Genomic DNA, 21,822 nt, shown 5'->3' with positions numbered 1-21,822 from the left:
ACAATCCCGTCATCAGAGTGATTGAACCGCGCCCGCGCCGGATGTAACCGGTTTCCGCGAGCATGTAAGCGGTTACATGCCTCAAGGGTCAGGGGCGCACCGCCTCGGCCGCGTGGGAGAGGATGATGAGGGACAGCATGATGGCCTTCGCTTGGCGTCGCCGATCGACGCGCATCCCGTCCGCTCGCGCGTCGGTCGCCGCTACGGCCCGCACGACAGAACAGAACGGCCTCGGGCCGGACAGGGGAATCTTCGACATGAGCAAGACCATGTTTCGCGCCGCGCTGATCGCCGCCACGACGCTGGCGACCGGCGCGGTTCTGCTGCCGGTCGCCGCCACGGCCCAGGTCGGCCAGGCGGCGCTGCGCGGTCGCATCACGGCGGCCGCCGGCAATCCGGTGCAGGATGTGACGATCGTCGAGGTCGGTACCGGCTATCGCCGCACCGTGCCGCTCGCCGCCGACGGCACCTACAACTTCCCCTCGCTACGCGCGGGCACGTACCGGCTGGAGGTGCGGTCGCAGAACGGCACCCGCAACTCCGACGACTTCACCTTGCGCGTCGGCCAGAATGCCGGGCTCGACATCGACCTGAGCGCGCCCGCCGCCGCCCCCGCCGCGGCGGGCGGGCAGGGTGCGACCGGCCAGGCCGGCACGGGCGAGACGGCGGAGGGCGCGCCGGGCGCGACCGAGGCGGGGCAGGCCGCGCCGGCCGGCGACATCATCGTCACCGGTTCGCGCATCCGCTCGCTGTCGGGCGGGCAGGTCGGCATCAACATCACCCAGCGGCTGATCGAGCAACTGCCGCAGAACAACCGCAACTTCCTGGCCTTCGCCGATCTGGCGCCGGGCGTGCGCTTCATCGAGGGCGCCAATGGAGAGTCGCGCATCCAGGGCGGCGCGCAGGACAGCCGCACCGTCAACGTCTTCATCGACGGCGTCAGCCAGAAGGACTACGTCCTGAAGAGCGGCATCACCGGGCAGGACAGCTCGCCCGGCAATCCGTTCCCGCAGCTCGGCATTGGCGAATATCAGGTCCTGTCGTCCAACTACAAGGCGGAGTTCGACCAGGTGAGTTCGGTGGCGATTACGGCCGTCACCAAGTCGGGCACCAACGAGTTCCATGGCGAGGGCTTTTTCGACTTCACCAACCAGAATTTGCGCGACCGTCGCCCGACCGAGATTTTTCCGACCACGATCCCCAAGGTGAAGACCAGCAACAAGCAGTTCGGCGCGGCGTTGGGCGGCCCGATCATCAAGGACAAGGCGCACTTTTTTTTCACCTATGAAGGGAAGCGGATCGACAGCCCCTATGACGTGCGGCCTGACAATGGCGTGCCGATCAGCACCCTGCCGCAGCAATATCAGCAATATTTCGGCAGCTTCTCGCAGCGGTTCAATGAGGATTTGTATTTCGGCAAGATCGACATCGTCCCGACCGATCGCGACCTGATCGAGCTGACCGGCAAGTATCGTAACGAGTCGGGCAACCAGATTTCGATCGGCATCAACGCGCCCGACACCGCCACGCTGAACAAGGTGATCGACAAGCGCGGGATGTTGCGCTGGCAGCATACCGCCGACGACTGGGTCAACGACGCGCGTCTGTCGTACGAGGATGTGCGCTGGTCGCCGACCCCGGCGACGGACGGCACCACCTATTTCCTCCAGGCGACGCAGCGCACCGGCAGTTCGGCGCAGCGCATCGACCTGCTGCGCTACGGCGCCGGCAGCAGCTTCCAGAACAAGGGGCAGAAGGGCTGGACCTTCCAGGATGATTTCACCTGGACCGGGTTCGAGGGCCATACGATCAAGGTCGGCGGCAAGGGCAAGTGGGTGCAGCTCCGCTCGATCGAGCAGAACCTGATCAACCCGCAATATAGCTATGACGTCAACGCGTTCAGCCAGACCGGCTTCAACGACACGCTGCCCTATCGCGTCCAGTTCGGCGCGGCGGTCGGCGGCGCCGATCCCCAGATCCGTTCCAACAACTTCCAGCTCGGCCTCTATGCGCAGGATGATTGGGATGTCACCAGCCGGCTGACGCTGAACATCGGCCTGCGCTGGGACTATGAGCGGACGCCCGCCTATCTGGACTTCGTGACGCCGGCGGAGAACATCGCCGCCGTGTCGCCGGCCAATTATCCGAACCTCAACAACGCCGATTACAACATCAACGACTATATCTCGACCGGCAACAACCGGAAGACGTTCAAGGGCGCGTGGCAGCCGCGGCTGGGCTTCACCTATCGCCTGGACGAGGCGGGGCGCTTCTCGGTGTTCGGCGGCTATGGCCGGTCCTATGACCGCAACCAGTTCGACTTCCTCCAGCAGGAGTTGACCCAAGGCGTCTTCCAGACGCGCACGTTCAACTTTATCGGCAACGACTCGCTCAACCCCTGCGACCCGGTCGCCAATCCGCAGACCTGCATCGCCTGGAACCCGATCTACCTGACGCCCGAGGGCCGCCAGATCCTGCAGAACGCGGCGGTCGGCGGGGGACGCGAGTTTCGCTTCCTGAAGAACGACCTCAAGGTGCCCTATTCGGACCAGTTCAGCCTGGGCCTGCGCGGCCGCTTCGCGCCGGTCGAGCTGGAGGTCGGCTATTCGCACGTCAAGAGCCGCGACGGCTTCGTCTTCCTGCTGGGCAATCGCCGGCCGGACGGCAGCTTCTTCTTCAACGATCCGACCAGCAGCACCGACGTGCCGCAGTCGCCGTTCAACTTCGCGCCGAACGGCTATGGCTCGATCATCCTCGGCGACAATGGCCTGCGGACCGATGCGGACTCGGCTTATTTCAAGCTGACCAAGAGCTGGTCGCGGTCTTCGCCCTGGAGCCTGGACGCCACCTACACCTACACCCAGGCGACCGAGAACCGGAAGTTCGGCGAGGTCTATTCGCTCGATTTCGCGCAGATCGCCGACTATCCGATCATGCGCTCGTCGGGGGTGCCGCGACACCGCTTCGTTGCGGCGGGCAGCGTCGACACGCCGATCGGCGTCACCATGTCGGCGAAGTTCCAGATCGAATCGCCGACCTTCATCAAGAACTTCCTCGACTCCTCCGATCCATTCCAGCGCGTGCTGATCGGCCGCGAGGCGTACGGCCTGGGCGACCGCTGGGGCCGGCGTCAGCTCGACTTCGCCTTCACCAAATATGTGCCGATCGGCTTTATCAACGACCAGGCCAAGCTGCGTTTCCGCGTCGACATCCTGAACGTCATGAACGATCGCAACTATGTCGACTTCTTCGACAACCCGGCCGAGCCGAATTTCGCGCAGCGCTCGACCAATGCGATCGGCGGCAATCCGCCGCGCACGATCAAGCTGTCGGCGGGCTTCTCCTTCTGACCTCCTTCGGGCGGGTGCTGCCACAGCGCCCGCCCGGCTCGTTCATGCCATCCGGGGGCCGTCGCCATGCTTCGTTCGCTGATCCTGCTCGGCCTCGCTGCCGCGGCGCCGATGGCCCGGGCGGCGACCGCCCAGCACAGCTATGCCAATCCGATCGATGTCGATTACAAGTTCAACTTCGAACAGGAATATGAGGGCGTGTCCTATCGCACCGGGGCCGATCCGGTCATCGTGCGGCACCAGGGCGCCTATTATCTCTTCCAGACCCTGGCGGACGGCTATTGGCGCTCGACCGACCTGATCCGCTGGCGCTTCATCCCCGCCAGCCTGTGGCCGGCCGAGGGCGTGGTCGCCCCAGCGGTCTGGTCCGAGGGCAAGGACCTGTATGTCTGGCCGTCGATGACGCACCAGCAGCCGATCCTCGTCTCCGACGATCCGGCGAGCGGCACGATGCGCTATCTGCTCCGCCGCACCCCGCCCCTGCCGAACGCGGTGCCCTCCGGCTCGGAGGACAAGATCAAGCCGGGGCAGGTCCCCGCCGGTCCCTGGGACCCGGCGGTGTTCGTCGACGATGATGGCGGCCATTATCTCTATTGGAATTCGTCCAACGTCTTCCCGCTCTATGGCATGACGCTCGATGCGGAGAACCGCTTCGCCTATCGGGGCGACACGCGAGCGCTGCTGACGCTGCATCCCGACGTGCATGGCTGGGAGCGGTTCGGGCAGGACCATAGCGGCACCTTGCCCAATGGCACGCCGATCGCGCCCTTCATGGAGGGGGCGTGGATGAACAAGGTCGGCGGCCGCTACTATCTGCAATATGGCGCGCCGGGCACCGAATATAACGCCTATGCCACCGGCGTGTACGTGTCCGACAAGCCGCTGGGGCCGTTCACCTACGCGCCCTATAATCCGGTCGGCTACAAGCCCGGCGGCTTCGTGCAGGGGGCAGGGCACGGCTCCACCTTCCAGGATGCGCAGGGCAATTGGTGGAATACCGGCACACCCTGGATAGGGGCCAACTGGACCTTCGAGCGTCGCGTCGGCCTGTGGCCCGCCGCCTTCGCCTCCGACGGCCAGATGATGGTGTCGACCCGGTTCGGCGATTTCCCGCATTACGTCCCCGACCACCGCGTCGGCGATCCGGAGTCGCTGTTCACCGGCTGGATGCTGCTCTCCTATCGTGCGCGCGCCACCGCCTCCTCGACGCTGGGCGACTTCACCGCCGACCGGGTGACGGACGAGAATCCACGCAGCTTCTGGGTCGCCGCCGATGCCAAGCCGGGCCAGACGCTGACGCTCGATCTGGGCGCAGTGAAGACGGTGCGCGCGGTGCAGGTCAATTTCGCGGACTATAAGGCGGGCCGCTACGCCGATGCGCCGGACATCTACACCCAGTTCCGGCTGGAATCGTCGAGCGACGGCACCCATTGGTCGCCGCTGGCGGAAACCGAGACGGGACAGGGGCGGCGTGACCGGCCCAATGCCTATTTCGAACTGCCCACGCCGGTGCGGGCCCGCTATGTCCGCTATGTCCATGGTCATGTCGGCGGTGCGCATCTGGCGATCAGCGACCTGCGCGTGTTCGGCAGCGCCGGGGGCCGCATGCCCGCCGCGCCGGGCAGGGTCGCGGCAGTGCGCAGCCCCGACCCGCGCGACGCCCGCGTGACCTGGGCGCTGGTGCCGGGGGCGGTCGGCTACAATGTCCGTTGGGGCATCCGGCCGGACCGGCTGGCGCTCACCTATCAGCTCTTCGCCGACGATCCGCGTCTGGCAAAAGGCGGGGCGCTCGACCTGCGCGCGCTGACCAGGGGGCAGGGCTATTCTGTCGCGGTCGAGGCGTTCGACCAGTCGGGCGTGTCGAAGCTGTCGAAGATCGTGCGGATGTGAGGCGTATTTCACTTCGCGCCCCCCTGCAACGGGAGGCGGCAGGCCGCCGGCCTGACGAATGGGCGTCGCCGCTGGCGAGTGGTCCTCACCTCACCAGCGGGCCCCCCCTCCACCACTCTGCGGGCGGTCCCGCTCTCTCTTTATGGGAGGATCGTCAGCAGTTGAACGCTCAATCCCGCCAGCTTCGGTCGCGGCGGTCGACCAGCCGCACCATCGCCGCGAAGTCGGCGGCGCCGGGGCCGCCGGGGGCCTGGGCCTGGTGCAGGTCGCGCTGGTGCGTGGCGATCACCTCTGCCGGCACGGTCAGCGGCGTGCCCATCGACAGCGTGGCGAGCTGGATCTCGCAGGCGCGTTGCAGCGACCAGTGGCGGATGAACGCCTCGGGCAGGGTCCGGCCCATCACCAGGATGCCATGGTTGCGCAGCAGCATCGCCCGCTTGCTGCCGAGATTTTCCAGCAGGCGCGCGCCCTCCTCGTCGCGCACCGTCACGCCTTCGAAGTCGTGATAGGCGATCTGCCCGGCAAAGTTGCAGGCGTAGAAGTTGACCGGCTGCAACCCACCTTCCAGCGAACTGACCGCCATGCCCGCCGTGGTGTGGGTATGCATGATGCAGTGCGCGTCGGGCAGGTGCCGGTGAAAGAGCGCGTGCTGGACGAAGCCGGCGCGATTGACCGGATAGGGGCTGTCATCCAGCGTGTTGCCGTCGATATCGATCTTGACCAGGCTCGATGCCGTCACTTCCGAGAAATGCAGCCCGAAGGGATTGATCAGGAACGCGCCCTCCTCGTCGGGCACCTTCACCGTGATGTGGTTGTAGATCATCTCCGACCAGCCGAGCAGGTCGAAGACGCGGTAGCAGGCGGCGAGCTGCTGGCGCGCCTCCCACTCGGCGGCGGTGCAACGCGCGGCAGGCGAAACGGCGGTAGCCATGGCTCTCTCTCCTGTTTTGCCGGCAGCTTCGCACGAACCGCCCGCCATTGCCAGCATCACCGCCGCCCGTCATAGGCGGCCCAGATCAAGAGGGGACCGGCCCAAATGGCCATGCATATCGACACCCAATCCACGGCTGCGCACGGCGACGCGCAGGCCGGCTATGACGCGCCGGACCTGCGCGTCTTCGTCTTCGCGCTGTTCTTCATCTTCGGCGGCATCACCAGCCTGAACGACATCATCATCCCTAAGCTGAAGGAACTGTTCACGCTCGACCATGCGACCGCGATGCTGGTCCAGTCGGCCTTCTTCTTCGCCTATGCGCTGTTCTCGATCCCGGCCGCCGCGATCGTGCGCAAGGCGGGCTATATGCGCACCGCTTCGATCGGGCTGGTCACGATGACGCTGGGCTGCCTGGCCTTCATCCCGGCCTCGGCCAACGCCAGCTTCCCGCTGTTCCTGGGCGCGCTGTTCATCCTGGGGGCGGGGATCACCATCGTCCAGGTCGTCGCCAACCCGCTCATCTCGCTGCTCGGCAAGCCGGAATCGGCGGCGGGGCGGCTGACCTTCGCGCAAGGCTTCAACTCGCTCGGCACCACGCTCTTCCCGCTGGTCGGCTCGGCGATCATCCTGGGCGGCCTGGCGACGGTCGACCCGGCGACGCTTTCGGGCGCGGCGCTCGATGCCTATCGTGCGGAAAGCTCCCGCACGGTGGTCCACACCTATATCGGCCTGGCCATCGCGCTGCTGGTGATCGCGGGCGTCGTCTGGACGCGACGCAACCGGCTGAACGAGGAGCAGGAGCATCAGGGGGGCATGTTCCACGCCTTTACGCTGCTGAAGCGCCCGCGCTTCGCGATGGGGACGGCGTGCATCTTCCTCTATGTCGGTGCGGAGGTCGCGATCGGATCGCTGATCGTCAACTACCTGATGCAGCCGGGCGTGTTCGGGATCAGCGACAAGGCCGCGGGTGACCATGTGCCCTTCTACTGGGGCGGCGCGTTGGTCGGCCGGTTCATCGGCGCCTACATCCTGACGCGCGTGTCGCCGGGCAAGGTGCTGGCCGGTGCGGCCTCGGGCGCGATCGCGCTGCTGCTGCTCTCCGCCAATACGCAAGGGCTGGTCAGCGGCTGGTCGCTGCTGGCGATCGGGCTGATGAACTCGATCATGTTTCCGACCATTTTCAGCCTGGCGAGCGAGGGGCTAGGCAAGCGCGCGGCGGAAGGATCGGGCGTGATCGCCACCGCGATCGTCGGCGGCGCGGTGATCCCGTACCTGACCGGCAGCCTGGCCGATGCCAGCGATTCGCTGCATTTCGCGCTGGCGCTGCCGGCGGTCTGCTATCTGCTGATCGCGGCCTACGGCCTCTACGCGCGACGGTCAGTCGTCGCTGCCTGATCCCAGCATCGGGGCGGCGCGGTCGGTGACCAGCGCCGCCTCCGAAAAGCGGATCGGGGTGCGGACGCCGGGCACGGTCGAACCGTCCGGGCGGGCCGCATCGATCCGCATGCCGCGCGCGATCACCTGCGGGTCGGCAAAGGCCTGCGCCACCGTGTTGATCGGCCCGGCGGGCACCCCGACGGCCTCCAGCCGGGCGAGCAGATCGGCCTGGACGAACTTTCGAGTCGCCGCCTCGATCGCGGCGAACAGCGGTTCGCGGTTCGCCAGGCGCAGCGCGTTGGTGGCATAGCGCGGGTCGTCCGAGGGCAGGCCGACCGCCACGCAGAAGCGACGATATTGCCCGTCATTGCCGACCGCCAGGATGAACCAGCCATCCGCGCACGGAAAGACGGCATAGGGGCAGACGTTCAGATGCGCGTTGCCGACCCGCGTCGGCACCTGTCCGCTGGCGAACCAGTTCATCGCCTGGTTGGCGAGCACCCCGGTCATCGTGTCGAGCAATGCCAGGTCGATTGCCTGGCCGAGCCCCGTCCGCGCGCGCATCAGCAGCGCCGACTGGATGGCGATGACGGCATAGAGGCCGGTCATGATGTCGGCGAAGGCGACGCCGATCTTCTGCGGCGCGCCGTCCGGCTCGCCGGTCAGGTCCATGATCCCGCTCATCCCCTGGACGATGAAGTCGTATCCGGCGCGCGGCGCATAGGGGCCGTCCTGCCCGAATCCGGTGATCGAGCAGTAGATCAGCCGGGGATGATCGGCGGCGAGGCTGGCGTGGTCGAGCCCGAAGCGGGCGAGGCCGCCGACCTTGAAATTCTCGATCACCACATCGGCATCGGCGATCAGCGCCTTGACCCGCGCCAGATCGGCCGGGTCGGCGAAGTCGGCGACGATCGATCGCTTGCCCCGGTTGCAGGCGTGGAAATAGGCCGCATCCCGCGTGCCGTCCGGATTGGCGATGAAGGGCGGACCCCAGCCGCGCGTGTCGTCGCCCGCCGGCGCCTCGACCTTCACCACCTCCGCGCCCAGGTCTGCGAGCGTCTGCCCCGCCCAGGGTCCGGCGAGGATGCGCGCCAGTTCGACCACCTTAAGGCCGGCGAGCGGGGCGGGGCGGGCCGCGTCGGCGGGGGGCGTCATCAGAAGGCGGCGATGCCGGTGATCGCGCGGCCCAGGATCAGGGCATGGACGTCATGCGCGCCCTCATAGGTGTTGACCGTCTCCAGGTTCATCAGGTGGCGCATCACCTGATATTCGCCCGAAATGCCGTTGCCGCCATGCATGTCGCGCGCAGTGCGGGCGATATCCAGCGCCTTGCCGACATTGTTGCGCTTGACGATCGAGACCATCTCGGGCGCGAACCGCCCTTCGTCCATCAGCCGGCCAACGCGCAAGGACGCCTGCAGGCCGAGGGCGATCTCCGTCTCCATGTCGGCCAGCTTCTTCTGATAGAGCTGCCGCCCGGCAAGCGGGGTGCCGAACTGCTTGCGGTCCAAGCCATATTGGCGCGCGGCGTGGAAACAGAATTCCGCCGCGCCCAGCGCCCCCCACGAGATGCCGTAGCGCGCGCGGTTCAGACAGCCGAACGGACCCTTCAGCCCCTCGACATCCGGCAGCAGCGCATCCTCGCCGACCTCGACCTCGTCCATCATCACCATGCCGGTGATCGACGCGCGCAGCGACAGCTTGCCCTCGATCTTCGGCGTCTCCAGCCCCTTCAGTCCCTTGGTCAGGATGAAGCCGCGGATCTTGCCGTCATGCGCGTCGGATTTGGCCCAGATGACGAAGACATCGGCGATCGGCGCATTGCTGATCCAGGTCTTGGCGCCCGAAAGCACATAGCCGCCATCGACCTTCCTCGCGCGCGTCGTCATGCCGCCGGGGTCGGAGCCGGCATCCGGCTCGGTCAGGCCGAAACAGCCGATATATTCGCCCGACGCCAGCTTGGGCAGGAATTCGCGCTTCTGCGCCTCCGAGCCGTACGCAAAGATGGGGTACATCACCAGGCTGGACTGGACGCTCATCATCGAGCGATAGCCGCTGTCGATCCGCTCCACCTCGCGCGCGACCAGACCATAGGCGACGTAACTCGCGCCGACGCCGCCATAGTCCTCGGAGACCGTCGGCCCGAGCAACCCGAGTTCGCCCATCTCCCGGAAGATCGCGGGATCGGTATGCTCGTGCTGGAACGCCTCGACGATGCGGGGGGCGAGCCGGTCCTGCGCATAGGCTTGGGCCGTGTCGCGGATCATCCGCTCGTCCTCGGTCAGCTGGTCGTCGAGCAGGAACGGATCCGCCCAGTCGAACTTGCCCATGCCTGCCATGTCCCGCTCCTGCTGTGTCGTCGTCTTCGAAATCGCGGTACGGGCTTGGCCCCGCCGCCGCAAGGGGGCGGGGGCGGCAGTCCGCCCCCGTGCGGCGGACGATTACAGCTTGAAGCTGAGCGTCGCGCGCAGGTCGCGCCCGGCGAGCGGGGCGAAGTCCTTGAGGACGCTGGCGTGGCGGCGCGCGTTGACGTCGAAGATGTTGTTCGCCGACAGGATCAGCGCCGTGGCGTTGTCGGTCCCGAACGGCTTGAACGCGACGCTGGCGTTGACCAGCGTGAAGCCGCGCGTCGGGGTCTCGAACGGCGCGACGCGGTCCTGCTGGAAGCTGTGCTCGACCTCGGCGCGGGCGGTGATGCGGTCGCTCTGTGCTTCGAGGCCACCGAGCAGGCGCAGCGGCGGGATGCGCGGCACCGGGCCGGTGTCGACCACCGTGGCATGAACCCAGTCGCCGAGCAGATCGGCGTTGATCCGCGTGCCGCCGATCCGCGCCAGCGTCGCCGACCCCTGCGCCTCCAGCCCGTAATAGCGGGCATCGGCCTGGTTATACTGGAAACAGGGCAGGTCGACGGTGCGGCCCGATGGCGCCGCCGCCGCCGCGCAGGCCTCGGGCGCGACCTGGCTGTCATAGATATAGTTGCTGAACCAGTTGTAATAGGCCGAGGCGTCGAAGCTCCAGTCCGGCCGGTGCGCGTGCAGCGTCGCCTCCAGCCCCCAGCTCTTTTCCAGCCGGAAGTCGGGATTGCCAAGCTCATAGGCCTGGGTGCCGGCATGGGCGCCGTTGGCGAACAGTTCCTCGGCCGAGGGCGCGCGCTCGGTGCGCGAGCCGTTCAGGCCAAGGCGGATGCCGTCCGCCAGCGCGTAGGACGCCCCGAGCGACGCGGATACCGCCTCGAAATGCCGGCCGCCGCGAAAGAAGCGGGCGTCCCCGTCCTGGGTGCGCGCATCGACATTGGTCGTCTCGTAACGTCCGCCTGCCTCGGCGCGGAAATCGCCTAGGTTGAACTGCTGCAGCGTGAACAGGCCGACCTGGCTCGTCTCGTTCCTGGGCAGGAAGGCCTCTTCGCCCTCCACGTCGAAGCGGCGGTTGAAGAACTGCACGCCCGAGGCACCCAGCCAGCCGCCGCGCTCGGCCTGAACCAGTTCCAGCCGGCCCTCCAGCCCCTGGTTGAAGAATTGCGTGCCCACCTCGCCATTCTCCTCCAGCTCGCCATGCTGGTAATCGGCCATGGCGGCGCGCAGGCGGAGTTTGTCGAATACCGCGCCGCCCATGCTCACCTCGGCGCGCAGGTCGACCCGGTCCTGCTTCAACTTGATGCGCGGCGCCTCCTGCTCCTGCCCCGGCTCGGTCGCGTAGCGGACGGGCACGCCATAGAGGCTGTCATAGTGGCTGTACGAAACGCCGAGCGACCCGCCCTGGGTGATCAGCGCGCCGCCGACCCCGACATTCCAGGTCTCCGACGCGGTGTTGGGCAGGCGGCCCCGGATCGCGGCATTGGCGGCGAAGTCGATCGGTTCCTCGGCCGGTTCGGGCGGCAGGGCGGCGCTGGCCAGCGCGCGGGCGCGCTGCTCGCGCGACAGGGCATAGCCGCCGATCTTCAGGTCGTCGGTCTTGAGGTACGAGCCATCGGCATGAACGACGAACTGGTCGCCGATCGCGACGTCAGTCGCGGCCGAGCCGGAGCGCTCGGTCGCCGCCGAGCCGTAGGTGGCGTTGCCGGCGAGGCGGTAGCCCTTGTCTGGGATGGTGCGCGGGATGCGCGTGTCGATGACGTTGACCACGCCGCCGACCGCCGAGGAGCCGAACAGCAGGGCGGAGGGGCCGCGCAGCACTTCGACCCGTTCGGCGATCAACGAATTGATCGCGACCGCATGGTCGACCGAGGTGTTGGAAACGTCGATCGAGCCGATGCCATCGGTCAGGACGCGGATCCGCTCGCCCTGGAAGCCGCGCAGCACCGGGCGCGAGGCGTTGGGACCGAAGGAAGTCGCCGACACGCCCGGCTGCCGGACCAGCGTCTCGCCGATCGTCGGGCGGAGCGCGCGTTCCAGCTCCTCGCCCGAGACGATGGTGGTGCCGGCGAGCACATCGGCCTCGCTCTGGCGGAAGGGAGCGGTGACCACGATGTCGCGGCCCGGCGCTGCCCGATCGTCATCGGCCGCATCGAGCGGCCGCGCCTCGGCCGGCGCGGCCGGCGCGGCCGTCTCGGCCGGACCGCGCGCCTGGACCGGAACGGCCGGCAGGACGAGGGCGAGCGTGGCGACGCCGAGCAGCAAGCGGTGGTGGGACATGGACAAAGGCTCCGCTGGAAGAATGCGCTGCTGCCTACCGACCATGTTACAACATATCAAATCCCATTTGGCGGCCGGATAGGACAGGCCTGCGGACCGTGTCCATTCGGCCACAGCCTTGCCCCCACGCTCATGCGCTGTCGGGGTCCAGCGCCAGCGCGGTCAGGATCAGCCGGTCGCCGTGCCGCGCCACCGCCCAGTCGATGACCAACTGCCCCGGCACCCGCCATTCGCGCGCATCGAGCGTGCCGAGCCAAGCGTCCAGCCTGCCGTCGACACGAGCCTGGAAGTGGAGGTGATGACGGGTTCCGTCGAACCAGGCGCTGCGCCAGGGAACGGCATGGCTGTCCTCGTCCAGTGCCCGGATCGTACAGCCGGCGGCCGCGGCGTCGACGCGCAGCAGTCGCTGGAGCCGGGCGGTCGTGTCGCGATCGCCGGTCATGCCCGATGCTCCCTCATGAACCGCTCGAGGCGGCGGCGCATCGCGGGTCCCGGCCGCCGACCGCGCCGCAGGTCCCGCACCAGCCGGGGATCGCCCACCGCGCGCCGGCCGAAGGTGCTGACCGCCATCCGCGTGATGCGCAGGAAATGATCGATCTTGATGAGCAGCGACACGGATGCGGACCTCCTGATTCCGGTGGTGGGTTCCCGTTCTGTTCCCGTCCTTCGTTCTTGTCTAGGATTTTTCCTAGACTATCTTGGGACGGTGATCGTACAGAATGCCCGCTCCGCGCTCGAGGCGCTGGCGGCGCGGGACGGTGTCAGCCTGTCCGCGCTGTCGCAGATGCTCGGGCGCAATCCGGCCTATCTCCAGCAATATATCCGCCGCGGCTCACCCCGCACGCTGGCGGAGGGCGACCGGCGCCGGTTGGCGGACTTCTTCGGCGTGGCGGAGACGGTGCTGGGCGGCGCGGAGCCGAGCGCCGAGCCGCGCTACCGGCTGCCCCGGCTCGATCTCGCCGCGTCGGCGGGACCGGGGGCTTATGTGGATGCCGAGGTCGCGTCGGGCGTCGAGACGCTCGACCCGCACCTGGCGCGCCGGCTGCGCCTGGCTCCCGGGGCGGGATCGATCCTGCGCGTGCGCGGCACGTCGATGGAGCCCGCTTTATACGACGGCGACCATATCGTCATCGATCGTCACGACCGGCAACCCGCGCGACAGCCCGCGATCTTCGTCATTCGCATCGGCGAGACGCTGATGGTGAAGCGGGTGTCGCTGGAGGGCGGGCGACTGGTTATCCGGAGCGACCATCCCGATGCGCCGCCGGTGCCGGACGGTGAGGTTGGCGTGATCGGCCGGGTCGTATGGCAGATGCGCGCGTGGCGATGACCCGCATCGACGCTCATCAGGAGCGGCGATGCGGGTGCCGGATCAGCACAGGCCGAAGGTTTTCTGGAAGATGACCTTGCCCAACGCGGAAACGGTCAGCTTCGCGCCGCTAGGAATACCCAATTTGGTGCCGATGCTGATGCAGGCTTCCGCCGCCGTGCCGTTGGGAACCCAGGACGGAACTGAAACGCAGAACTGCTTGCTGATCGGCGCTGGCAAGGCCAGGCAAATCTGGCTGTTCGTCACGGTGACGCTGATGCACTCGGCAGTGTAGGAGGCCTCAGTCATAGCAAAGCTGTCGATGTTGCCGCCGCTGAAGGATGCGGCGACCGCTTGATAATTTGCGGAGCCGAGCTTGATCGCTTCGGCGACCGCGTCTTCACTGAATGCTGCGTAGTCCGTCATGATGTGCTCCTGGCGAGTCGCTGATGCGACGTGGACTTGTTTAGAAGCAGCGGTGAGTAGAGTCTTGGATTAGGGCGAGGGCGCATGACTGTTCTTGGTCCGAAGCGGACAGAGATACTGGGCATAATGGAGATTTCGATTGCAGGATGACAATCAACGGACAGCCGGGATTAAGTGCTTGCCGTCGCTTGGCCGAGACGTGCTTGAAGCTCGGCCTGTCTGATCGCTGCCGTAGTGCCAGCCTTCTTCAGCGGCGGTCGCGCAGCAAGAGCAGCAGGGCAGCGGCGATGCCGATGGCGAGGCCGATCAGCACGCCGGGCGTCGCCTGGCCATAGAGAAATCCGATGATCGCGCCCAGGAAGATCCCGGCGACGATCAGGATGCCGCCACCGGCGCGAGAGGGGGTCGGGCTGGCCATGGCTTCTCCTGCCATGTCCCGGCGCGGGACACCAGAGGGGGAAAGCCGTGCCAGGGCGGCACAGGCGGGACAGGGTGATTGCCGCTGCGATGCGGTGATTTACCATTGCCTGTCGCGGCTGAGGCGCTATCCGGCCGTCTGGCGCGGAAGATGAGTGAGTGGACGCGATGACCGACATGCCCGTGCCCGCCGCCGACCTTCTTCCCTATATCGCCGATCGTGCCGAGCTGGCGCTGGCCACCGACCTGATCGAGCAGCTCGGCATGGACGCCGCGCGCGAGGCGCGGGTTCGCGCCAATCGCAGCCGCGATCTGGGCAATCATCTGCACTTTTGCCGCTGGCGGCAGGTCGAGCGGCTGGCGCGGCTGCTCAACGACCCGTCGCCGATGGGGACCGTCCACTAAGCGCTGATCACCGGTCGCTCCGGCGGTTTTCGGGACTGTCGCTCCGCCCCGGTCGCGGCTAGGAACGGCGCATGTCGTTCCGCGCCGGGCGGGCGGGTCGCGGGGCGGCCGCCGCGTGTCTCTGCCTGATCCCGTCCGTCGCCTGGGGCCAGAGCGCGTCGACGCCGGCCGCCGCCGCGAGCCCGTCGGCGCCGGTGCAGGAGGACGAGCTCGATCCCAATTCGCCGCTGGCGCCGTTGCCCGATATCGGCGTCGCCTGGCCCGACCTCGCCACCGCGCCAGACGCGCCGAGCAGCGCGGTCGCCACGACCGACGGCGCCGCCGAACGCCGTTATGGCTGGCGGGTCGAGGGGATCGACGGGGTCGGCTCGCCACTGCTCCGCCAGCGCTTCGACCAGAATTCGACGCTCAAGGCCCATGCCGGCCAGCCCGCCAACGCCGCGCAGCTCGATCGGCGCGCGGCCGAGGATTCGGCGCTGCTGGTCACCTTGCTCCGTGCCGAGGGCTATTATGACGCCCGCGTCAATGTCGCGGTGGAGCCCGGCCCGCGTCCGGAGGTGGTGTTGTCGGCCGATCCGGGCGGCCTGTACCGATTCGACCGGGTGACGCTGGCCGGCGTCGACCACGCCGGGGACAAAGCCGAGGGGCTGACCCGGGCCTTCGGCATCGCGCCGGGCGATCCGGTCGATGCCGACGCGGTGGTCGCCGCCGACACCCGGCTGACCGGCGCGATCGGTCGCGAGGGCTTTCCCTTCGCCGCGGTCGGCGCGCCGGAGATCGTGGTCGATCATGCGACCCGCACCGCGACGCTCGACCTGTCGGTGCGGCCCGGCGGCGAGCGACGCTTCGGCGACATCGTCGCGCTGCCCGGCAACCGTGTGTTCGGGCCGGACCATGTCGCGGAGATCGCCCGTTTCCACCGGGGCGAGCCGTTCGACCAGACCCGCGTCGACGACCTGCGCCGCGCGCTGATCCAGACCGGGCTGGTCTCGGCGGTCGAGCTGAAGCCGGTCGAGGGGCGTTCGCCCGGCACCGTCGACCTCACCGTCAAGCTCGACCCTGCGCCGCCGCGCACCGTGGCCGCCGAACTGGGCTATGGCACGGGCGAGGGCGCGCGACTGGAGAGCAGCTGGACGCACCGCAACCTGTTCCCGCCGGAAGGCGCGTTGACCATCCGCAGCGTGCTCGGCACGCAGGAGCAATTGTCGTCGCTGGTCTATCGCCGCAACAACTACAAGGCCCGCGACCGGGTGCTGACCCTCCAGATCGCGCTCGCTCACCAGAACCGCAGCGCCTATGAGGCACGCACCTATTCGCTGTCGGGCGCGCTGGAGCGGCAGACCAACATCTTCTTCCAGAAGACCTGGACCTGGTCGCTGGGCGCGGAACTGCTTGCCTCGGACGAGCGGGACGTGATCGTGGCGACCGGCCAGCCGCGCCGGCGCACCTTCCTGATCGGCGCGCTGCCGACCAGCCTGGTCTATGACGGCACCGACGACCTGCTCAATCCCAGCCGCGGCTTCCGCCTGGGCGGGCGGTTCAGTCCGGAGGCGTCGCTGCAGGGGTCGGTGTTCGGCTATGCCCGGACGCAGATCGACGCCAGCGTCTATCGGACCGTGCGACCTGGCGTGGTGCTGGCGGCGCGGACGCGGCTGGGCACCATCACCGGCGCGCCGCGCGACGCCGTCGCGCCGTCCCGGCGCTTCTATGCCGGCGGCGGCGCGTCGGTGCGTGGCTATGGCTATCAGGATATCGGTCCGCGCGATCCGAACAACGCGCCGATCGGCGGTCGCAGCCTGACCGAATTCTCGGTGGAGGCGCGGGTCAAGGCGTTCGGCAATTTCGGCGTGGTGCCGTTCCTCGACGCGGGCAACATCTATACCAGCCCGCTGCCGCGCTTCACCGGCCTGCAATATGGCGCGGGGCTGGGCGTGCGCTACTATTCCAATTTCGGGCCGATCCGCCTGGATGTGGGCACGCCGCTCAACCCGCAGCCGGGCGACTCGCGCATCGCCGTCTATGTCTCGCTGGGGCAGGCCTTTTGAGGCGCGTCGCGCGCTGGATCGGCTGGCTGGCCTGCGCGCTGCTGGCGATCGTGCTGGCGGCCCTGGTGCTGGTCGACACGCCCTGGGGCCATGCCCAGGTCGCCGAGCGGATCGGCGCGATCCGCACCGCCAACGGCCTGCGCTTCACGGTCGGGCGGATCGACGGTTCGCTCTATTCGGCGACGCGGATCAGGGATCTGCGCGTCTACGACCTGGACGGGCTGGTGTTCGACGCGCCCGAGGTCGCGCTCGACTGGTCGCCCGCGCGCTGGTTCGTGAATGCGCTCGTCATCCGGCGGCTCGCGATCCCGCAGGCGATGCTGCACCATGTTCCTCGCACTCGGCCGACCGGCCGGCGCGGGTCCATCCTGCCGGGTTTCGACATCCGGATCGGGGCGCTCGCCATCGACCGGCTGGTGCTGGCGCGACCGGTGCTGGGCCGCGCGCGGGTCGGAGCGTTGCGGGGACAAGCCGATATCCGGTCCGGCCGCGCGCTGGTTCGGCTGGACGGGGTGGTCCAGGGCAGCGACCGGCTGCGCCTGCGCATCGATGCCGAGCCCGACCGCGACCGGTTCGACATCGACGTCGAAGCGGCCGGCGCGACCGGCGGCGTGCTGGCGCGGGCGATCGGCGCGCGCGCGCCGGTGCGGCTGACGGTCGGCGGCGACGGCCGCTGGCAGCGCTGGCGCGGGATCGCGACCGCCAGAGCGGGCGCGACGCGGCTGCTGGACCTGGCGTTGGCGGCGGAGGCGGGGCGCTACACCCTGTCGGGCTCGGTCGCGCCATCGCCGCTGCTGACCGGCAAGGCGCAGCGGCTGACCGCACCGCGCCTGCTGGTGAACGGCACGGCGACGCTGGCGGACCGACGGCTGGACGGGCGGCTGTCGCTGCGCTCGGCGGCGCTGGCGCTGGGCGTGGAGGGCGTGGCGGACCTGGGCGCCAATCGCTGGGGCAATCTGAAGATCATCGGCCGGTTGCTGCGCCCGGCGGCGCTGTTCCCCAACATGTCGGGGCGCGGCATCGCCCTGCGCGCGGTGCTCGATGGGCCGTTCGACACCGCTCGCTTCGACTATCGCCTGGCCGCGGAGCGGCTGGCCTTCGACGAGACCGGTTTCGAACAGGTGCGGGCGGCGGGCAGCGGGCGGTTGTCGCCTGCGCCGGTCACGGTGCCGATCCGGCTGGCGGCGGCGCGAGTGACCGGCGTCGGCACGGTGGCGGGCGGCATCCTGCGCAACCTGCGCGTCGATGGAACGCTGAAGGTCACGCGCACGCAGCTGATCGGCGACCCGCTCCAGGTCCGCTCCGACAAGCTCGGCGGTCGCATCGGCCTGGTGCTGGATTTGCGCACCGGTCGCTACGAAGTGGCGGTGACCGGTGGGCTGGGCCGCTACCTGATTCCCGGCCTGGGCGTGGTCGACGTCCAGTCGCAATTGACGCTGGTGCCCGGCGCGAACGGGCACGGCGTGCGGCTGGTCGGACGCGGCCAGGCGGTGGTGCGGCGGCTGGACAACGCGTTCTTCCGCTCACTGACCGGTGGCCTGCCGCGCCTGACCGCCGCGCTGGAGCGGGGGCCGGACGGCATCCTCCACTTCCACGACCTGCGGCTGGTCTCGCCCGGCCTGACGCTGGCGGGCGAGGGCTATCGCCGACGCGACGGTCGTTTCCATTTCGAGGGCGGCGGGCGTCAGGCGAGCTATGGCCCGGTGACGCTGGTGCTTGACGGCGACATCGCGCGCCCGACGCTCGACCTGCGCTTCCAGCGGCCCAACGCGGCGCTCGGCCTCTCGACCGTCGTCGCGCATCTCGACCCGACGCCGCAAGGCTATGGCTTCACGGCGAGCGGCGGCTCGCGACTGGGGCCGTTCCGCGCGACCGGCGCGATCCTGCTGCCGAGCGGCGGCGCGGCGCGCATCGTGATCGGCGCGCTCGACGTGTCGGGTACGCGCGCCAGCGGAACGCTGGGCATCGTCGACGGCGGATTCGACGGCCGGCTGACGGTGGCGGGCGGCGGCCTGTCCGGCACGATCGGCTTCGCGCCGGCGAACGGCATCCAGCGGATCGAGGCGCATCTGACCGCGCGCGACGCGCACCTCGCGGGCGGCAGCGTGCGCCAGGGCCGGCTGGACGCGATGGCGCTGCTCGATCCCGCCGGCACCAGCATCCAGGGCAGCGCCAGCGGCATGGGCCTGCGCTACGGCGCGCTGTCGCTCGCCCGCGTCACCGGCACTGCCGCGCTGACCGATGGCCTGGGCGAGGTGCGCGCGGGTGTCGCGGGTTCGCGCGGTCGGGTCTTCGACCTTCAGACCGTGACGCAGATCGCGCGCGACCGCTATGTGGTGCGGATGCAGGGCACGCTCGACAAGCGGCCGATCCAGCTCACCACCCCCGCCACGCTGGTGCGCGAGGGCGAGGGTTGGCGGTTGCAGCCGACCGGTCTGGCCTTCGCCGGCGGCGAGGCAATGCTGTCGGGCCGGTTCGGCGATGCCGGCCTGGAAGCGCAGGCGGTGGTGACGCGCTTGCCGCTGTCGATCCTTGATATCGGCTTTCCGGGGCTCGGCCTGTCGGGCAGCGCGTCGGGCACGCTGCGCTATGCGGCGGCGCCGGGCGGGCCGCCGACCGGGGCGGTGGATCTGAGCTTGCGCGGCGTGTCGCGATCAGGGCTGGTGCTGACCTCCGCGCCGATCGACATCGGGGTGGCGGGCGTGCTGCGCGCCGATCGGGCGGGGCTGCGCGCGGTGGTGGCGTCGGGCGGCCGGACGATCGGGCGGGCGCAGGCGCAGCTGGCGCCGCTCGGCACCGGCGATCTCGCCAGCCGGATCGGCAATGCCGCCCTGTTCGCGCAGCTTCGCTATGCGGGGCCGGCGGACACGCTGTGGCGGCTGACCGGCGTCGAGCTGTTCGACCTGTCCGGCCCGGTTTCGATCGGCGCGGACGTGACCGGACGGCTGGCGGCGCCGGTAATCCGCGGCGTGGTGCGCGCGAACGGCGCGCGGATTGAGAGCGCGACCACCGGCACGCTGCTGACCGACGTCCAGGCCACCGGTCGGTTCGGAGGATCGCGGCTGGTGATCGACCGCTTCGCCGCCGCCGCCGGCAAGGACGGGCGGGTGACGGGTAGCGGCCTGTTCGACTTCGCCGCGCCCAAGGGCCTGGGGCTCGACCTGCGGCTCGATGCCGACCATGCGGTGATGATCGCGCGCGACGATATTGGCGCGACCGTGACCGGCCCCTTGCGCTTCCAATCGGATGGGGCGGGTGGCACCATCTCGGGCGATGTGGTGCTGAACCGCAGTCGCTACCGCCTGGGCCAGGCGAGCGCCGCCACTGCCGCACCGCAGCTCAACGTCCGCGAGATCAACCTGCCAGGCGGCGACGTGACCGACGACGCGCCGCCCGCGCCCTGGACGCTGGCATTGACCGCACGCGCGAAGAACGGCGTGATGGTCAGCGGCCTGGGCCTGACCAGCGAATGGTCCGCCGACCTGAAGATCGGCGGCCAGCCGACCAATCCGTCGATCACCGGTCGCGCCAATCTGATCCGCGGCGATGTCGAGTTCGCGGGTCGCGATTTCGAGCTGGCGCGCGGCGTGATCCGGTTCGACGGGCAGACCCCCGCCAATCCCGCGCTCGACATCGCCGCCAATGCCGACACCACCGGGCTGAACGCGACGATCCGCGTCACCGGCACCGCGCTGAAGCCGGAGATCGGCTTCACCAGCGTGCCCGCACTGCCGGAGGACGAATTGCTGTCGCGGCTGCTGTTCGGCACCTCGATCACCAACCTGTCCGCGCCGGAGGCGTTGCAGCTCGCGGCGGCGGTGGCGGCGTTGCAGGATGGCGGTAACGGACTGAACCCGATCAACGCGGTGCGCCGCGCGGCGGGCCTGGACCGCCTGCGCATCCTGCCCGCCGATCCGCAGACCGGGCAGGGCACCTCGGTCGCGGCGGGCAAGTTCGTGACCCGGCGGCTCTATGCGGAGATCATCACCGACGGGCAGGGCTATTCGGCAACGCAGGTCGAGTTCCAGGTGACGCGCTGGCTGTCGATCCTGTCGAGCATCTCGACCCTGGGGCGGCAGAGCGTCAACGTCCGGGTGTCGCGGGATTATTGAGGGCGCCTGTCGCGGCATGGCCCTGACGCTTCAAATCCGTCGCCCCGCCCCCTAGAGCGGCGGCATGACCGACAAAGACACCACGCTCCGCTTCGACCCGGCCTTCGACGCCAACGGCCTGGTCACGGCGGTCGTCACCGACCGGACCGGCGCGCTGTTGATGGTCGCGCACATGAACGCCGAGGCGATCGCCGCCACCCAGGCGAGCGGCGAGGCGACCTTCTGGTCGCGCAGCCGCCAGCGCCTGTGGAAGAAGGGGGAGAGCTCGGGCAACGTCCTGCGCGTGGTCGAGCTGCGGGTGGATTGCGACCAGGACGCGCTTTGGGTGATCGCCGATCCGGCTGGCCCGGCCTGCCACACCGGCGCGCGTTCCTGCTTCTATCGCCGGGTGGATGGCGGGGCGCTGGTGCCGCTGGCATGAGGGCGCGCGCGGTCGCGCTGCTGCTGCTGCTGCTCGCCGGATGCGACCGGGCCGCCTCGGTGATCGACCGCAGCGACGGCGCCAAGCTGGAGGCGGCGGCGACTCAGGCGGGGCTGGTGCCCGATCCGCGGCGTCGTGCGATCGAGGGAGCCTGGGCGCTCGACACCGATCGGCTGTGCATCGTCGGCCAGCGCATCGGCGTCGCGATCGACTATGGCGAGGGGCAGAGCTGCTCCGCCAGCGGCACGGTGCGGCGCGATGGCGACGTGTTGAAGGTCGTTCTCGGCCAGGATTGCCGGTTCGATGCACAGTTCGATGGCGAGCGGATCAGCTTCCCGACGACGCTCCCCGCCGAGTGTGAGCGCCTGTGCCTGGGCCGGGCGTCGCTCGCCGCGCTGAGTGTCGAACAGCAGAGCGGCTCACAGGCCGAGGCCGCGACCCTGCGCGGGCGCGGCGGTCGATTCCTGTGCAAGGCATCTTGACGTTTACGTAAGGGGAAGTACCG

Annotated in this window: 18 protein-coding genes; 9 read left to right on the top strand and 9 right to left on the bottom strand. The window is 69.0% G+C overall.

What is annotated here, in order from left to right:
• Positions 1 to 88: 88 nt before the first annotated feature.
• Entirely contained in the window at positions 89 to 259 is a 171-nt protein-coding gene (locus GGQ96_RS14835) for a hypothetical protein (protein ID WP_184116130.1), read from the bottom strand.
• On the opposite strand from GGQ96_RS14835, the gene GGQ96_RS14830 reads away from it, so the two are divergent.
• The gene (locus GGQ96_RS14830; RefSeq protein WP_246360616.1) at positions 258 to 3,350 is read left to right on the top strand and encodes a TonB-dependent receptor; all 3,093 of its coding nucleotides are present in this window, start codon (positions 258 to 260) and stop codon (positions 3,348 to 3,350) included. The genes GGQ96_RS14835 and GGQ96_RS14830 overlap by 2 nt on opposite strands.
• A 66-nt stretch (positions 3,351 to 3,416) precedes the next feature.
• A complete protein-coding gene (locus GGQ96_RS14825; RefSeq protein WP_184116128.1) occupies positions 3,417 to 5,240 on the top strand; it encodes a family 43 glycosylhydrolase in 1,824 nt (607 codons plus the stop codon).
• A 169-nt stretch (positions 5,241 to 5,409) separates the two neighbouring features.
• Here the strand turns inward: GGQ96_RS14825 and GGQ96_RS14820 are convergent, their stop codons facing one another.
• The gene (locus tag GGQ96_RS14820; protein WP_184116126.1) at positions 5,410 to 6,171 is read right to left on the bottom strand and encodes a class II aldolase/adducin family protein; all 762 of its coding nucleotides are present in this window, start codon (positions 6,169 to 6,171) and stop codon (positions 5,410 to 5,412) included.
• Positions 6,172 to 6,276: 105 nt separating this feature from the next.
• On the opposite strand from GGQ96_RS14820, the gene GGQ96_RS14815 reads away from it, so the two are divergent.
• The gene (locus GGQ96_RS14815) at positions 6,277 to 7,569 is read left to right on the top strand and encodes a sugar MFS transporter (RefSeq protein ID WP_184116124.1); all 1,293 of its coding nucleotides are present in this window, start codon (positions 6,277 to 6,279) and stop codon (positions 7,567 to 7,569) included.
• Here the strand turns inward: GGQ96_RS14815 and GGQ96_RS14810 are convergent.
• The 5 genes from GGQ96_RS14810 to GGQ96_RS14790 form a co-directional block, all read right to left on the bottom strand.
• Positions 7,552 to 8,706: a CaiB/BaiF CoA transferase family protein gene (locus GGQ96_RS14810; RefSeq protein WP_184116122.1), complete on the bottom strand. Its 1,155-nt coding sequence runs from the start codon at positions 8,704 to 8,706 to the stop codon at positions 7,552 to 7,554. The genes GGQ96_RS14815 and GGQ96_RS14810 overlap by 18 nt on opposite strands.
• Positions 8,706 to 9,890, bottom strand: coding sequence for an acyl-CoA dehydrogenase (locus GGQ96_RS14805; RefSeq protein WP_184116120.1), 1,185 nt, complete (start codon positions 9,888 to 9,890; stop codon positions 8,706 to 8,708). The genes GGQ96_RS14810 and GGQ96_RS14805 overlap by 1 nt, the downstream gene beginning before the upstream one ends.
• A 102-nt stretch (positions 9,891 to 9,992) precedes the next feature.
• Positions 9,993 to 12,182 carry a TonB-dependent receptor gene (locus GGQ96_RS14800; RefSeq protein WP_184116118.1) on the bottom strand — a complete coding sequence of 730 codons (2,190 nt, stop codon included), beginning with the start codon at positions 12,180 to 12,182 and terminating at the stop codon, positions 9,993 to 9,995.
• A gap of 130 nt (positions 12,183 to 12,312) precedes the next feature.
• The gene (locus GGQ96_RS14795; RefSeq protein WP_184116116.1) at positions 12,313 to 12,624 is read right to left on the bottom strand and encodes a hypothetical protein; all 312 of its coding nucleotides are present in this window, start codon (positions 12,622 to 12,624) and stop codon (positions 12,313 to 12,315) included.
• Entirely contained in the window at positions 12,621 to 12,797 is a 177-nt protein-coding gene (locus GGQ96_RS14790; protein ID WP_184116114.1) for a hypothetical protein, read from the bottom strand. Before GGQ96_RS14790 ends, GGQ96_RS14795 begins: the two co-directional genes overlap by 4 nt.
• 91 nt (positions 12,798 to 12,888) lie before the next feature.
• Between GGQ96_RS14790 and GGQ96_RS14785 the strand changes: the two genes are divergently transcribed.
• On the top strand, positions 12,889 to 13,512 hold the full coding sequence (locus GGQ96_RS14785; RefSeq protein WP_343059075.1) for a S24 family peptidase: 624 nt from the start codon (positions 12,889 to 12,891) through the stop codon (positions 13,510 to 13,512).
• A 42-nt stretch (positions 13,513 to 13,554) separates the two neighbouring features.
• Here the strand turns inward: GGQ96_RS14785 and GGQ96_RS14780 are convergent, their stop codons facing one another.
• Together GGQ96_RS14780 and GGQ96_RS14775 are read right to left on the bottom strand one after the other, a co-directional pair.
• A complete protein-coding gene (locus GGQ96_RS14780; protein ID WP_184116110.1) occupies positions 13,555 to 13,917 on the bottom strand; it encodes a hypothetical protein in 363 nt (120 codons plus the stop codon).
• 247 nt (positions 13,918 to 14,164) lie between these two features.
• Complete coding sequence (locus GGQ96_RS14775) at positions 14,165 to 14,335, bottom strand: hypothetical protein (RefSeq protein ID WP_184116108.1); 171 nt, start codon at positions 14,333 to 14,335, stop codon at positions 14,165 to 14,167.
• 167 nt (positions 14,336 to 14,502) lie between these two features.
• Here GGQ96_RS14775 and GGQ96_RS14770 point away from each other — a divergent pair, with 167 nt between their 5' ends.
• The 5 genes from GGQ96_RS14770 to GGQ96_RS14750 all read left to right on the top strand — a co-directional run bounded on the left by GGQ96_RS14770 (position 14,503) and on the right by GGQ96_RS14750 (position 21,799).
• Complete coding sequence (locus GGQ96_RS14770; protein ID WP_246360615.1) at positions 14,503 to 14,739, top strand: hypothetical protein; 237 nt, start codon at positions 14,503 to 14,505, stop codon at positions 14,737 to 14,739.
• 71 nt (positions 14,740 to 14,810) lie between these two features.
• Positions 14,811 to 16,784 (top strand): autotransporter assembly complex protein TamA, encoded by a 1,974-nt coding sequence (locus GGQ96_RS14765; protein ID WP_184116106.1) that lies wholly within the window; start codon positions 14,811 to 14,813, stop codon positions 16,782 to 16,784.
• Positions 16,781 to 20,896, top strand: coding sequence for a translocation/assembly module TamB domain-containing protein (locus GGQ96_RS14760; RefSeq protein WP_184116104.1), 4,116 nt, complete (start codon positions 16,781 to 16,783; stop codon positions 20,894 to 20,896). Before GGQ96_RS14765 ends, GGQ96_RS14760 begins: the two co-directional genes overlap by 4 nt.
• 64 nt (positions 20,897 to 20,960) lie before the next feature.
• A complete protein-coding gene (hisI, locus tag GGQ96_RS14755; protein WP_184116103.1) occupies positions 20,961 to 21,317 on the top strand; it encodes a phosphoribosyl-AMP cyclohydrolase in 357 nt (118 codons plus the stop codon).
• Positions 21,314 to 21,799: a hypothetical protein gene (locus GGQ96_RS14750; RefSeq protein ID WP_184116102.1), complete on the top strand. Its 486-nt coding sequence runs from the start codon at positions 21,314 to 21,316 to the stop codon at positions 21,797 to 21,799. Before hisI ends, GGQ96_RS14750 begins: the two co-directional genes overlap by 4 nt.
• The last annotated feature ends 23 nt before the right edge of the window (positions 21,800 to 21,822 follow it).

It is taken from the genome of Sphingomonas abaci (assembly GCF_014199625.1).
GTDB classification, from domain to species: domain Bacteria; phylum Pseudomonadota; class Alphaproteobacteria; order Sphingomonadales; family Sphingomonadaceae; genus Sphingomonas; species Sphingomonas abaci.
Note: the sequence above shows the minus strand (reverse complement) of the source record. Positions and strands in the feature narration are given on the sequence as shown.

Coding starts and splice junctions, on each gene's coding strand:
- GGQ96_RS14830 (WP_246360616.1), top strand. CDS start 258: ATGAGCAAGACCATGTTTCGCGCCGCGCTGATCGCCGCCACGACGCTG.
- GGQ96_RS14835 (WP_184116130.1), bottom strand. CDS start 259: ATGTCGAAGATTCCCCTGTCCGGCCCGAGGCCGTTCTGTTCTGTCGTG.
- GGQ96_RS14825 (WP_184116128.1), top strand. CDS start 3,417: ATGCTTCGTTCGCTGATCCTGCTCGGCCTCGCTGCCGCGGCGCCGATG.
- GGQ96_RS14820 (WP_184116126.1), bottom strand. CDS start 6,171: ATGGCTACCGCCGTTTCGCCTGCCGCGCGTTGCACCGCCGCCGAGTGG.
- GGQ96_RS14815 (WP_184116124.1), top strand. CDS start 6,277: ATGGCCATGCATATCGACACCCAATCCACGGCTGCGCACGGCGACGCG.
- GGQ96_RS14810 (WP_184116122.1), bottom strand. CDS start 8,706: ATGACGCCCCCCGCCGACGCGGCCCGCCCCGCCCCGCTCGCCGGCCTT.
- GGQ96_RS14805 (WP_184116120.1), bottom strand. CDS start 9,890: ATGGCAGGCATGGGCAAGTTCGACTGGGCGGATCCGTTCCTGCTCGAC.
- GGQ96_RS14800 (WP_184116118.1), bottom strand. CDS start 12,182: ATGTCCCACCACCGCTTGCTGCTCGGCGTCGCCACGCTCGCCCTCGTC.
- GGQ96_RS14795 (WP_184116116.1), bottom strand. CDS start 12,624: ATGACCGGCGATCGCGACACGACCGCCCGGCTCCAGCGACTGCTGCGC.
- GGQ96_RS14780 (WP_184116110.1), bottom strand. CDS start 13,917: ATGACGGACTACGCAGCATTCAGTGAAGACGCGGTCGCCGAAGCGATC.
- GGQ96_RS14775 (WP_184116108.1), bottom strand. CDS start 14,335: ATGGCCAGCCCGACCCCCTCTCGCGCCGGTGGCGGCATCCTGATCGTC.
- GGQ96_RS14770 (WP_246360615.1), top strand. CDS start 14,503: ATGACCGACATGCCCGTGCCCGCCGCCGACCTTCTTCCCTATATCGCC.
- GGQ96_RS14765 (WP_184116106.1), top strand. CDS start 14,811: ATGTCGTTCCGCGCCGGGCGGGCGGGTCGCGGGGCGGCCGCCGCGTGT.
- hisI (WP_184116103.1), top strand. CDS start 20,961: ATGACCGACAAAGACACCACGCTCCGCTTCGACCCGGCCTTCGACGCC.
- GGQ96_RS14750 (WP_184116102.1), top strand. CDS start 21,314: ATGAGGGCGCGCGCGGTCGCGCTGCTGCTGCTGCTGCTCGCCGGATGC.